The organism is Bacillus sp. SRB_8 (assembly GCF_003264205.1).
Lineage (GTDB): Bacteria > Bacillota > Bacilli > Bacillales > Bacillaceae_G > Bacillus_A > Bacillus_A mycoides.
The window spans coordinates 1-14,157 of sequence record NZ_NADT01000015.1; the positions used below are offsets into that span (position 1 = coordinate 1).

Genomic DNA, 14,157 nt, shown 5'->3' on the forward strand with positions numbered 1-14,157 from the left:
CTTCTAGAGAGCTTGTGAAACGTACATAATATTAATTGTATAACATTAAAAGGATATGAAGTGTTTTCTTCATATCCTTTTAAAAGGTAATGTCAAAAGTTCTATGGAAACTCAATAGGAATTCAAGCCTTTTTTCATTTATTTGGTGGAAAGCTACATAATTGCCCTTGACCAAAATGTAAATAGTTTGAATTCTTATTAATAAGAGCAATGAAAAAAGTATGTTAAATAGCTATCTTTTTTGTAATTAACCAGTGCTAGATTCGTTGCTTGTTGATTTTCTTAAGGGATTGGCTATATAAAATTAGGCTGTGTGCTAGATGAACTAGTCTTGTTCTAAAACAATCAGTTTAGAACATTATATAGGAATGTTCATTAGTTGCTTTAACAATTGTTTTTGTTTATAAATCGCTCTATTAAGGCATCTCATAGCCTATTTTAAATAAAATTTTTGACAATACGTTTTAAAATTATGGAGGTAAATCATGAAATTAAAAGATGGTGTATACATAAGGTATGATAAAGAAAATAAGGTTACTTTAATAAATAAAGGAACTGATGAATTTCAAATAGATGATACTAAAAAATATTATTATAATATTTTTTCAGAAAAAATATATGACGAAAATACCCCTAGAGAAATTATTAATTTCTTAATTGATAATGGATTAGCATGTGAAGAGTATGAACACAATATTACCGAAGATTTTATTGAAAGAAATTTGTTTTTCTTTGAATCATTTTCAGATAGTTATGAAATAAACCCTCCACAGATACAAAATTTATTAAAAAACACAAAAATAGGAGTAATTGGTGGCGGCGGCATAGGAACTGTTGTAATAGATAATCTTCAAAGAATAGGAATCAAGGAATTTACAGTAGTAGATTTTGACGTAGTAGAAAGTAGTAATCTAAATAGGCAGGTATTGTTTAGAAATGGCGATATTAATAAAAATAAAACACAAGCAATAGCCAATAATCTTTTAAATGATGTTAAAGTTAATGAGGTCAATAAAAAAATTGAAGTAAAAGAAGATTTAAATATAGATCATTTGAAAAATGTAGACTTTTTAGTCAACTGTGCTGATACTCCTTATAATATTATAGAAATCATTTCCTCTTTCTGTTCTGAAAATAATATTCCTTTTATATCAGGGAATGTTGGTATTGATACAGGTAGTTGGGGACCAATTTATGACTTAAATAATAGATATAAACATAAAATAGATGACGATTATACTGCTAAAGTTAAAGGATCTATTTCTCCTACTAATTGTATAATAGGATGCTTTCTAGCATATGATATTATGATGTATTTAACTAAACTAGATAGCAATTACCCTTATTATAAAGAGAAGATTATTAATTTTAAAAATTTGAAAATGGAGGTAATATAGATGAAGATTTTTTTGGATGACAGTCCTAAAGAGAGCATTCCCTTTAAAGTGAGGGATTATTCTTCATGCTTGTTATGTTCTGCAATGTATGAACCTTTATTTTTAAAGATAAACAATGAATTCACAGAAAATTTAATAATCGACAATACTCAAAATACAAATATAGCTCTAACATTTAAAGAGTTTTATTGGTCAAATGGAGAAAGGTGCACCCCAGAGGATTTGAAGAAAACATTGTTTTATATAATCGAAAATAAACTACCTTTAGCACAATATATAGACTTTATTGAAGGTGTAAAAGATTATTTAGATGGCGATATTGACGATTTAAAGAATATAAAGATATCTACTAACAGCGATACTATATATATTAAGTCTTTGACGAATAGTGATTATTATAAGCACGTATTCTCTACCATATATTTTTCTCCTGTTAAATTTATTAAAGGTTTACCATCTTCAAACATTGTTTATGGTCCTTTTCAAATGGAAACGGAAAATAATTGGATGATTTTGGAGAGAAACCCTTACTATGAAAAAAATATTTGCGAAATGCTAGAATTTAAAGTTGAAAAAGATCCTCTTATAAATATATTGAATTTTAATGGAGGAAATCTGGATGTTACTTCTACAACTATACTTTATCAAAAATATAGAAAACAACTAATTAAAAATAAGAATTTTAGACAAAAAAAATCTAATTTGTCTTTAAGAATAGAATTTAGCGAATTCTTTTTAAATCAAAAAAATAATTTAGTTAATTCTATATACGAACTTATTGAAAATGATGAGTATTTAAAAAACGATATCGTATCATCAATAAAAAAAGTGAATAATGGTAAATATGATGGAGTAAAACATGATAAATTAACTGTATTATATTCCGATTATTATCCAAACAACATTTTAGCTAATAAAATTGGTTCATTTTATAAAGAGAGAAATGTAAATGTGAAATTAAAGCATGGTGATTTGGATTATTTTATGGAAGAGTATAGTAAATCTAATTATGATATTTGTATTAATGTTGCTTATCCGATTACTCAAAATAAAGTAGATTATTATATAGAAAAAATCGATTTTTTACCTGAGTCGAGAATTGATTGCTATATAGATTTATTGAATAAATGGATAGATGGAAAAATTGATGAATATTTATTGGATGAATATTTAGATAAGTTTGCTCTTTTTGTAACGATAGGTGATTTAAATCATCATTTTTTAATAAGTAATAGTATGGAAGGTTTTATTATAGACGATAATGATAACTTTATTTTTAAATTTTTGGAGGGTAAATAATGAAGGTTCAAAATTTCTCGTCAGATTTATATCAAGATATCAACAAATGGCAAGACACTTATTATAAAATACTTGATGAAATTAATAATTTTAATTTTAGCCCGAAGAACATAAAGGAAAATATTCTGCAATTGGAATATTTATATACGCAGCTAGATGGTTTGCATACATATTCACTAATTCAATATGAATTAAATGTTAATAATCCAGCTAAAATGGATGATATGAGGGAAATTGAACAGCTTTACGAATTGATTTCAGATAAGTGTGAAGATATCAATGGGTATGTAAAGAATAATTTACAACATTTAATAGATGAATGGAATGATGATAAAGAACTTCAAAGGTTTTCATATTACTACCAAAACATATTCCCACACGAGTTTTCTGAAGATGATTCGATTACGATACTTTATAACAGAATGGATTTATCTAACAACTATGATCATTTATTATATAAAGATTTAATTTTATGTGAATTCAAACATAATAATGAAGAGGTTACAATATATAAAAATGATTTAGTGCCTAGCTTAAATAATAGCGATAGAGAATATAGAAAAAAAACTTATCTCAATTGTATTAAATCATTATCAGAAATCAGCTCAAGCGCTGCATTTATTATTAACTCAAACTATCAAATCCAAAATTATATTTCTATAAATCAAGGGTTTAGTGATTATTTTGAAAAATCTATAAATAATTCCTTTTTTAAAATAACTAAAGAAGAATATTCTAATCAAGAAATAATTGTAAAGAATTTATTCAAAGAGATGATAGATATTAGAAGAAAATTATTAGGTTATACTTATATGTCGCATTACGATTTGTATTACCTAGGTGAAGAAAAAAACGAAATCTCTTTTGATAAAGCAAAACATATTATTACTTCTGCTTTATCTGTTTTAGGAGAAGAATATTCTAGTATATTAAGAAAAGTATTTGAAGAAGGTTGGATACACTATGAAGAGTCAAACCAGAAAAAATTTGGTGCACGTTCATACTCTTCTTATAACACACATCCTTATATCATAATGAATTGGAGTCATGATATAGAGAGTTTATTTGCTCTTGTACATGAAATAGGTGGAGCTATAGCCCAATATCTTTCTCAAAGAAGTGGATCAATTTTATATTCTGAGACTTCTATATTAAAGACAGAGTTTGCATCGTTTTTAAATGAGATTTTACTAATTAAGTATCTTATAAATGTTGATAATCATGGTTTATCTACTTTATCTTTAAAATTAAAACTGTTAGAAATATTAAAAGATGATTACTTTATTCCTTTTGAGTATCTCTCAATTTTGAAGGTTCTCTCAGAGAAAGCTAGCAATGAAATTCTTACTGAAGATATTATCAACTCAGAATATGATGGGGTAATTAGATCCTTTAGAAGTTACTCAAAGTTTAAGGATATTGAGGTTAATAAATATAATTGGATAAAAGGTCATGATGGTTTAAGGCTAGAATATAATTTATTTTATGCGATCGGATTTATGCTTGCTATGAACTTTTATGACGAACAAAAAAAACCACCAAAAATTGTTGAATTATATCAATATGGAGAACGTATTAATGATTACGATTTTTTCAAATCTATTATACCAAATGAACTAGAAATAAAGGATATTAATAAAATTTGTATTCAACATATTAAAAATATATTAAAAGAGCTGAACGGTGAATTAGATGAATAACATTAAAAATCTAAACCTAACTTTAAAAGTTAGGTTAATTTCAAATTTTTTTCAAGAAATTATAACAACAGCATTTTTACCCTTTATAGCTTTATATTTAAGTGATTTGGTTAGTGTGAAATTTTCCGGGATATTTTTATCCATATTAGTTATTTTAAATTTCCCTGTAGCTTTATTAGGTGGTTATCTAATTGAAATCTTCCCTAAAAAAAAATCTGTACTGATTTATCAATTAATAATGGCTATATCTTTAATACTTATGGCTATATCTTTATTGAATAGTTACCAAAATATAACACTGTTTTGTGTGAGTTATTCAATTTTTAGTATAACTTGGGGGTTACAATATTCTGCTATGGATACGATAATTATGGACGCCATAACTCCAGATGTCGAGAATTATGTGTTTAAAATAGATTATTGGCTAACTAATGTTGCAGTAGCTTTTGGAGCATTCTTAGGAGGGATTTTATATTCAGCAAATCACTCTATAGTTATACTTATGGCATCATTAGTATTCTTTCTAGTTTATTTAGCACTATGGAAGTGGATAAAGAAAGATTCTAATGCTTTAGAAATAAAAAAGAAACACATCAGCTTTTTAAACATTTGTCATAGTTATAAAGATGTATTAAAAGATAAGCAATATGTTATATTGAGTATTTCTTTTAGTATTATTATGATGGCTGAATTATCAACCTCTTCATATGTCGCTATTAGGTTGAAAGAAAGTTTTAATGATACAATGATTTTTTCGTTTTTAATTGATGGCGTGAAAATGTATTCAACTTTAATGATAGTAAATACTATCATCGTAGTGGTATTCACATACATGGTAATAAAGTATACGTCATTTTTAAATGAAAAAGCACGCTTGATTATGGGATTATCATTTTACGTAATAGGATATTCTAATATAATTTATTTAAACCATTTACTACCGCTGATTTTATTCATGATTATTGCAACAATAGGCGAGATAGTTTATGCACCTATATTCGATGAAAAAAAATATAAAATGATTCCAGAAAATAAGCGGGGAACTTATTCGGGACTAAATAATTTAGGGTATAATATTTCTGAATTATTAGCTAGGTTTGGTATAGTTTTGGGTACAATATTATCTCCCCTTTCAATGTTTATTTACACGTTCGTTATTTTAAGTTTAGGAGCAATGTTAATGTACTATTCTATTTATTACTCAATAGGGACTAAAAAATCTTTATCAACAAGTAGAGGGGAAAATTATTATAAGTGAGATACTCTGTTTCAATGATAATGTCATTTACCGTAAGCTTTATTCAATAAAAATTTTGTTCTACCAACGTATATGTGATAGGTATTTATAAAAAAAATAAAAATTTGGCTAGGATTTACGTATTAAATGCTATTTATAAGATAGAATTTAAATATTTGGTGTACATTTTGATTCTGGTGCAAAAACTCTAAAGTCTTTATAAATAATTTCCTAAACTTGAAATACTATTACTTCAACAAAGGGAAAATGAACTTAAGTAAGGAAGTGGATAACATATAATTAGGTACAGGTAGTATATCTTAAAAACTTCTCTTATCAGGAAACAAATGATGAAAAAATCATTTGATATAAAGGAGAAAAAGTCAAAAACACCTATCGAGAATAAATTTAAATCTGATGCACAAGAAAAAAATTCCGGAAACATATAACAAAAATAGAAGTGAGAAATTTTATCGTTTTTTGTGCTTTTGGAAAATACAAGGAATTCAGATGCCTTGTTTATTCTAGAAGAATTAAACCTTGAGTTTGGTAGAACTGAGAGTACAAATATAAACTTTTCTTTTGATGATTATAGAATATCTCTGTAAGATGAAAAGATGCTTCTTATTTACAATAATAAATTACCAGAAAGTAATAAAAAGAAGATAAAGAAATAGCAAGCGAGCAAAATTACGATGAGGATTTAAAAGAAATTTAAGAAAGAATTGATGAAACAAAATGAACTAATTACAAATAAAATTAGTTATTTACATAGAAATTTAGTTAATATATAAGCCAAATGCCTCAAAATACAGGTATTTGGCTATTTTTTGTATTTAAATTTTGTAATTTCCTTTTTATTTACAGATTTCCATTTAAACATTCAAAAAGATAAATGATATTCGTGTGAAATAATCTGATGTTTTGCTTATATCCTCGTATATAATTCAATTACAAATTCATCAGTTCTTTGCCAGCTTTTTTTTCTCAAATATGTTGCCTTTTCAAGCACTGATTTGAGAAGGCGATTTTTCTTTTCTATATCTTCAGTCGCATAGTATGCTTCTAATGCATTTCTGATTTTTGGAACAAACTCATATATATATTTTTCTTTGTCTAATACATGTTGAATTTCATGTTCAAGTTGTTTGATTTCTGTTTGGATAGCTTTTAAACGTATTACAATGGATTTTTGTCGTTCTAAAAAAGTATCAATATCGTATACACCTTTTTCTAACAAATCATGGAGAGTATTTTTTTGTTTTTGTAAATCATTAACTTGTTGTGCTTTTTTTTCTAAAGCTATTTGCTGGAGTTGTATATTATTTTTGGGGTTCTTTTTTTGTATCATGTTTTCTTGTATTTCAAAGTTTTCCATAATTTGTTTTAACCCATCAAGTATGCGCTGTTCAACAAGTGCTAAAGAAGCTCCTTTTTGGATTCCTTTACATGATGGCTGTACACAACGGACTTGAGGATTAGGGCGATCTTTTCGCGGTTGATAAAGCATGGAATGACCACATAGTTTGCATAATAAGATGCCCGCCAATGGATTGGAAAGTTTTTTTGTTTTTATTGTTGGAGGTCTCCAACGTTTGCTATGAGCTATATTGGCTTTTTGAAATAACTCTTCTGATACAAGTGGAGTATGAGCATGATCGTGTCGTTGCCATCTTTCCTGCGGTACTTTTTTACGAATGTACTTTCCATTTTGTTTGGTATAACGTATTTTCCCCCAAATAATGTGACCAAGATATACTTCATTTTTTGTAATGGAGGAGATAGTTGAAGGATTCCAATATTCACCTTCAGGAGGGGAAATACCCAATCTATCTAATTCTTGGGCAATTGCCTGTCTTCCCATTCCATTCGCCATTAATTCAAAAATTTTTGGTATCACCCAACCCTTTTCAGGATCAGGATAAAGTTTTAAGTTATTATCTCGTAAGTATCCATAAGCTGGCACGCGAGAGATAGATTTTCCTTCTTTTGCAGAAACCCTTCTACCACGCTGCATACGTTTAACAATTGTTTTTAATTCTTCTCGAGCAATTAAAGATTTTATACTAAAGGTCAACTCTTGATTTTCATCATTGGGATCAATAATTTCTGTTGGAGTAATAATGAATGTCTCTGAATAGCGGAACACACGATAAATCGTTCCCTGATCTACCATATCCCCACGACCAAGACGGTCTAAATCCATTACTAACACAGCATTAGCGATGCCTGATTCTACTTCGCGAAGAAGTTTTTGCATCATAGGTCTTTCAGATATATATTCACCAGAAACAACTTCTTCTAAAATATCAATGATATTATGATGTTCTTTGTGAGCGAGTTCTAATAACTGAGTACGATGACGTTCAAGTGTATCATAATGTTGTCCGTGTTCCATCGCCTTTTTCTCTTCTTCAAGATCTTTTCGACTTTTACGTAAATAGATGAATACATCAAGTTCTTGTGGACGGTACATTAGTTTCACCTACCAGCTTGTCTATTATTATTGTTATAAATATGTATGGCTAGCTTGTCCTATGAAAGTGATAGTTCGTCTTTTTTTCTGTCTTGCATACATATAATGCAAGGGGGGATATGATGAAAGAATTCCAATTTGGTAATACAAAAGTCATTATCCATTCACCACTTGCATCAATGGAAAAAGAAGAACAAAAAGAATGGTTCCAACAAGAGTGGGAAAAGAAAAATCTGATTTTAAGGTCTATAGTTGAAGCGGCAGTGAGTTGTCAGGAAGAAGAAAAGTAAAAAGAGCATCCTCTTTACTTAAGAGGTATGCTCTTCTTTTTTTGCTGAATTATTCATCGACATAAATAATTGTTTTTTATTGTGAATAGCTTTTTTAGTTCTGTAAATAATAATCTTGATCATTGTTATGGGAAGTAGGTGAGGCTTGAGAGAGATCAATACCTCTTTCTAATGTTTCTAATAAGTAATATCCGAGTGTTTCATCTTGCTGGATTAAATTATGCAGTAAAGCACTTGCCCGGGTAATTCGATATTTGGTTTCATCTTGTATGAATGAGAAGTTATTCATTGTGATGAGGTGAAGTTCATCTTGCAATTTTTGTAATAGGGAGAGCTGAATAGTATCTGTTTTTCCGGTTTCAAGATTACTTAAATAGGCTGGTGATACACCAAGTTGTTTTGCAAAGGTGTTCAGTCCAATGCTTTTTTGAGTACGAAGTGTACGAATGTGTTTACCAAGTTCTTTTATCATACATTTAACCTCCAAGGATTTATTGAAAGGAATACATAGAATGAAGAAGCAAAAGAAAATTACAATTACATCAGTAAGTTATGTTCATGATCCAGAATCAGCTCAAAAATGGTTTGAAGCATATGTCAAGATTGTTGAAAAAGAGTTAGTCAAAGCAATTAAAAAGGACTAGCCACTACTTTTGATACATACAGTGTAAGTAGAACATCACGAGAGGAGGTCCTGAATTGAAGACAGTTGCATATTATAGAAGTTCAATTGATTCACAAGAGAATTCAATTGAAATGCAACAAAATTCAGTTCTTACTCGCTCCATTGATATGGCATTGATTATCGATGAAGAATATATTGATGAAGCGGTATCAGCACGAAAAGTTAGTTTGAAAAAGCGTCCAGCCCTACAAAAATTGCTGAAAGATATCAACAATAACGATGTCGGAACAGTATTCTTATTTAAGCGTGATCGACTAGCAAGAAATGTAATGGAGTATTATGAAATTTATCAAATAATAAGAGATAAGAAGATAAATGTTATTTTAACTGCACCAAACGAACCGCCAATGTACTATACACCAATTGGGGAATATCTAGAATTAATTATGGCAGGTATGGCCCAACGTGAAGGTGAACAAATTATTGAACGTTTAAAGCAAACATTAAAGTCGAATTTCCAAAGTGGTAAAAATCCAGGACGTCTCCCGTACGGTTACAAATGGAATAAAGAAACGAAAGAAATTGAATTGGTTGATGAACAAGTACAAATTGTCAAAAGAATTTATCAAGAACTTGTATTGGAAAAATATGAGTCCTTGAAAGAACTATGTAGTGTATTAGGTTTGAAGGAGAACGGTAAGCCTTGGTTTCCAGTGGATATAAGAAAAATCGTATTAAACCCGACGTATATTGGATTGCGTACTATGAATATTTTTGGTGAAGATGTTACTAGTAAATATGAAAAGCTTTCTATTATCGATAAAGATATATGGGAGAAGGCATATAGTATCGTTACCATTTTATCTCCTCCAAGAACTAACCAAGATTATGTATTTGAACAACTCCTCTTTCCGTTACAAGAGTTACTAATTTGTTCGAAATGTAATGAATCATTACAAAAAGTAAAGGCGAGGAAAAAGGAAAACTTAAAATATAAATGCTTACATCATTCATCGGTTTATGTTATGAAAGATGTAATTGAGTCAATTGTATTTGAACGATGTAAGGAATATTTTCATAGTCTACTCACTTCCCATTTCCATAAGTTATTTGATCGATACGAACAAAACATCCAAAAACAAATAAAGCAGAAAATACAGACGGTTGAAGAAAAGCTTCAGTTTATTAATGGAAAATTGATTGCAAAAGTAGATACGTGGTATCGCGAAAATGATACATCTTATAAGGAACAAAAAGAAGTTGAGATTATGACACTGTATGATGAGCTTGCAAAATATAAAAAACAAAAAGAAAAGGTTATGCAGGAATTAAGTGATGTAAAACAATTACGTGAGAAGGTAAGTATTTATCAATCCTCTATGTCGTTGTCTTATGATGAGATAAAGGAGAATCGCCAGTTGGGTTCCTTTTTTCGAGATTTAATACAGCAAGTCAAAACCGACGGAAAGGAATGTGAAATTGTTTTTAAACACCCATTCTTACGTACTCAAGAGGTGTTAACATCATGAAGCTTTCTCATATATTGCAATCAAAGATGAATGCTGCCTTTTATGGCCGTCATTCTACTGATAAACAAGACATGGATATGCAATTGAATTCTGTTATGGAAATAATCCGGAAATATGAGTGTATTCATACTCATTCTTTTCTTGATAAGGCTGTTTCCGCTCGTAAAAATAAAATGACAAGTAGGAAAGAACTTGAAAATATGTTCAAAGCGGCCAAAAGAAAAGAATTTGATTTTGTTATTGTTTATAAAAGTGATCGTTTAGCCAGAGATCCTCTTGAGCATCAAACGATACGAATTGTTATGAAGACACTAGGTATTCCTATTATCATTAGTTCAACGGAAAGTGTGTACAATACCGATACGGACTTGATCGTGCAACTGATGGAAGATGGTTTTACAAAATATGAAGTAGATACTATTATCGCAAGAACACAATCTGGATTAGAAAACAAAGCGAAACAAGGAAAATGGCTTGGCGGTAAACCACCGTTTGGCTACACATATGATAAAACGAATGGACAGTTTATCGAATACCTTGAAGAACTTTGCTATGTAAAAGAAATCTTCAATTTATATGTAAATGGTCATGGGTTTCAGTATATTGCTAATACACTCCCAAACGGTTCCCGCCGCGGAAAAGATTGGGGGAAAGAGAATGTAAAGGCGATTGTGCTTAATCCTTTTTATTGTGGTTTGTTATCATGGCGCCGACAAACAGATGGAAAGCAAAATGCAAGGGATATTTGGATTGAAGCACCAAACCACTATGTGAAGCCAATCGTTTCACGAACGACATGGGAATCATGTTGGCGTATTTATTCAGAAAAACGTAATGGCAACATGGTTCCTAAACATTACAAAACAAGTTTTTTGCTACAAGGGTTGCTTTCTTGTGAAAAGTGCCAGGAATTAATGAAAACAAAGAATCAACAGACAGTAAGTTCTACAAATAAACAGTATGGAGGGAAAATTTATTTTTGCACTAACTGCAAATTAAGAATAGATGCAGACCTTCTTCATGATAAAGTAGTGAATCAAACACTTACTGATGTGAAAATAAGTGGATTTCACAATGTATATCAAGCGATAGAACAAAAAATTCAGTATGAGATACAAGAATTGAATAACAATATTCAAAAGCATCAGTGTCTCTTCGAAAACTACACCATCAACCTTCACAATATTACAGAAGAGCTCAAACAGCGTATGAAAAATAACGATGATAAACGTTTTTTGAAGTCCTTAGCGATTTATCGCTTGGATGTACAGCGAAAGCTAGATGGAGTCACACAACAAATCAATGACTTTAAACAGCAAATCACCCTCAAAGAAAAAGTCGAGAAAAGCAAAGAAACATGGTTACATATTTTGAATGAAGTATTTCAAGATGATGTCAAGCTTCAAGAAATAAGCGATATGGATAAAAGACGATTTTTATTACCTCTCATTCAATCTGTATCCATTAAAGAAAATAAAAAGCGTAAAGAATATGATATTTCATTACAGTTACGAACCGATTTTTCAAAGCGTGATGTGAAAAATCAAATCAGCTTGATTTTGTAAAACAGCTACCAAATTGGTGGCTGTTTTTTCGTTATTGATGTATCGGTATTTGGGTTGAACTGTAGATGAAAATTCTTTTGCTACTCGGTGATTAGGAGGGAGTGGTATACCACTCCCTCCTAATCACCGAGTTTGATGCTCGTGAGAAAGAGAAGGTATCTTTAGGATAAAGGGTTTGTCTTTGTTTATTATTATGGACAGTGATTTGGAGAAATAAACGTACTCGGTGATTAGGGGATAAGAAACTATTTAAAACATTTGAGACTTCGGTAATTGAGTAAATAAAAAATATGTTGTTATTCTCGTTGTAAGGAGAGAGGAGAATTTAGTGATTATTGGGATCCCACCCCATGCCCATCAACCCAATATTTTGGAGTACCTCAAAAAAATTCACTTCAGATACAACAAAAGATCCTTACCTCTGTAGGTAAGGATCCATTAGTGTAGTTATCTAGTATTTACATAGCAAATAAGAAACATAAAACATATAATACACCAAGTAGCAGAACCCTAACATTCCGCCTATAGCTAGTACCTGTTTAACCCAGCTTTTGAATTTCAGATTACTGTCAATAATCGCTTGCACTCTTTCCATATCCGTTTCCTCCTATTAAGGAGAACCCTTAAAGACTCTCACCTCGCTATGATACCATTAAGGAATGACTAATAGAGGTCTAATTTTTGTCTAAACGTATAAATATGTAATATTACATATAGAAATGTATTGTTATAAATGTAGGTGCTTACATTTGTGATGGTATAAAGATTCACCACATCTTAATACGAAAAAAGAGGAGGAAATACTATGACAATCGCAATGACAGTTTTATCATTCTTAGGTGGAGTACTTCCATTAGTAACAACACTTATAAAAGCATTCATGTAATATAATTCTCTGCACTTATTTTTTAAAATTATCATTTGTGTGAGCAAAGTCCCTTTAAGCATTATGAAGGGACACATACTTGAGGTTGCGTCACATCAACATCAAGTTAAAGCACTTTTAAAACATTAAAAAGTGCTTTTTATTTATTATAAATATGAAAGTAAACTTTTAAATATTAGTTTACTTTCATTTCCTTGATTTTAATGGATTTATTACAACTTACCTATTTTCCTCAAAAATGCATAAATAAAGAGATTATAAAACCTATTCGAAGTAAAGAACTACTTAATTGAAATGATCTAATTAATCAAAAATCTCATAATTATGATAATATATTGTTTAAAAGATGTTAAAAAGGAGGACATAACAATATGACTGATTCTAAACAAAAAACACCCCTTTGGGAATGGTTTGCTTATCTTGGAGCAACCGTAACAATTATAAAACTTGTATACACATATTTATTTTAAAATCAAACTGTAGCTTTAAAATAAAGTTTGATTAAAAATATCTACTCCCACCCTTACTCTACGGAATATAAAAAGAATCTATTTTGCTATAATTGATTGATTTGTTTTAAAAGCTTTTATTAAGGGGGAATGACTGCAACCCTGTTACTATCACTAGAAAGAGAGACGAATTAAATGGGATTTCATGTAGATTTAAAGGAATTCAATGAAGTACTGGCCAAACTTCAAAAAGACACCAGTAAAACAAATAATCAACTTGAACAAGCTCAAAGAGCATTGAATGGTATTATCCAGGCCGATGCCATGCAGGGTGAAACAGGAAACGCGATTGTCAACGACATCAATAATAACCAAAATACAGTTGTGGTTGGGTTAAAAGATACCAATGAATTACTCATTGCGGAAATGGCGAAAACTTTACAGGATTTTCGATCAACAACGGGAGAAAGTGATGAGAATGCGGTTATTCTGGAAGATGCGTTACTGCAAGCACAACACAAACTTTCCAGCCTCCAACCGAAGAAACATGAAATGGATAGTCGCATCTCTAATATTTACAACAGTGTGAATGATGTGATTTCATTGAGTATGCCGAAAAGCCAGTTTGATGAAAAACTGGTTGCAGCCAGCAAAGAACTAGAGGATACGATTCAAAAAGTAAAGCAATTTGAAAGCAAAAAAGC

At 30.0% G+C, this 14,157-nt stretch carries 12 protein-coding genes; 9 read left to right on the forward strand and 3 right to left on the reverse strand.

The annotated features are described in order from the left end of the window. Positions 1-485: 485 nt before the first annotated feature. The 4 genes from B5P40_RS08970 to B5P40_RS08985 are packed head-to-tail and all read left to right on the forward strand — an operon-like array spanning position 486 to position 5,654. Positions 486-1,397, forward strand: a complete 912-nt coding sequence (locus B5P40_RS08970) for a ThiF family adenylyltransferase (protein WP_078176224.1) — start codon at positions 486-488, stop codon at positions 1,395-1,397. Beyond that, the gene (locus B5P40_RS08975; protein WP_078176225.1) at positions 1,398-2,696 is read left to right on the forward strand and encodes an ABC transporter substrate-binding protein; all 1,299 of its coding nucleotides are present in this window, start codon (positions 1,398-1,400) and stop codon (positions 2,694-2,696) included. Then, entirely contained in the window at positions 2,696-4,396 is a 1,701-nt protein-coding gene (locus B5P40_RS08980; RefSeq protein ID WP_078176226.1) for a gluzincin family metallopeptidase, read from the forward strand. Before B5P40_RS08975 ends, B5P40_RS08980 begins: the two co-directional genes overlap by 1 nt. A 1-nt stretch (position 4,397) precedes the next feature. Further along, positions 4,398-5,654 (forward strand): MDR family MFS transporter, encoded by a 1,257-nt coding sequence (locus B5P40_RS08985; RefSeq protein WP_078176271.1) that lies wholly within the window; start codon positions 4,398-4,400, stop codon positions 5,652-5,654. A gap of 907 nt (positions 5,655-6,561) precedes the next feature. On the opposite strand, the gene B5P40_RS08990 is transcribed toward B5P40_RS08985, so the two are convergent. Continuing rightward, the gene (locus B5P40_RS08990; protein ID WP_078176227.1) at positions 6,562-8,109 is read right to left on the reverse strand and encodes a recombinase family protein; all 1,548 of its coding nucleotides are present in this window, start codon (positions 8,107-8,109) and stop codon (positions 6,562-6,564) included. A gap of 122 nt (positions 8,110-8,231) precedes the next feature. On the opposite strand from B5P40_RS08990, the gene B5P40_RS32730 reads away from it, so the two are divergent. Further along, complete coding sequence (locus B5P40_RS32730; protein WP_165690438.1) at positions 8,232-8,399, forward strand: hypothetical protein; 168 nt, start codon at positions 8,232-8,234, stop codon at positions 8,397-8,399. A gap of 94 nt (positions 8,400-8,493) precedes the next feature. Here B5P40_RS32730 and B5P40_RS08995 read toward each other — a convergent pair whose 3' ends face one another. Next, on the reverse strand, positions 8,494-8,871 hold the full coding sequence (locus tag B5P40_RS08995; protein WP_078176228.1) for a helix-turn-helix domain-containing protein: 378 nt from the start codon (positions 8,869-8,871) through the stop codon (positions 8,494-8,496). Positions 8,872-8,911: 40 nt separating this feature from the next. Here B5P40_RS08995 and B5P40_RS33410 point away from each other — a divergent pair, with 40 nt between their 5' ends. From B5P40_RS33410 to B5P40_RS09005, 3 genes are read left to right on the forward strand one after another with little or no spacing between them, the layout of a single operon-like run. Continuing rightward, positions 8,912-9,043, forward strand: a complete 132-nt coding sequence (locus B5P40_RS33410) for a hypothetical protein (protein WP_258402134.1) — start codon at positions 8,912-8,914, stop codon at positions 9,041-9,043. 55 nt (positions 9,044-9,098) lie between these two features. Then, positions 9,099-10,553 (forward strand): recombinase family protein, encoded by a 1,455-nt coding sequence (locus B5P40_RS09000; protein WP_078176229.1) that lies wholly within the window; start codon positions 9,099-9,101, stop codon positions 10,551-10,553. Next, positions 10,550-12,118, forward strand: coding sequence for a recombinase family protein (locus tag B5P40_RS09005; protein ID WP_078176230.1), 1,569 nt, complete (start codon positions 10,550-10,552; stop codon positions 12,116-12,118). The genes B5P40_RS09000 and B5P40_RS09005 overlap by 4 nt, the downstream gene beginning before the upstream one ends. Positions 12,119-12,569: 451 nt before the next feature. Here the strand turns inward: B5P40_RS09005 and B5P40_RS32735 are convergent, their stop codons facing one another. Then, positions 12,570-12,713: a hypothetical protein gene (locus tag B5P40_RS32735; protein ID WP_181462940.1), complete on the reverse strand. Its 144-nt coding sequence runs from the start codon at positions 12,711-12,713 to the stop codon at positions 12,570-12,572. A 935-nt stretch (positions 12,714-13,648) separates the two neighbouring features. Between B5P40_RS32735 and B5P40_RS09015 the strand changes: the two genes are divergently transcribed. Further along, a partial coding sequence (locus B5P40_RS09015) for a T7SS effector LXG polymorphic toxin (RefSeq protein WP_220089773.1) occupies positions 13,649-14,157 on the forward strand: 509 nt, incomplete at its 3' end.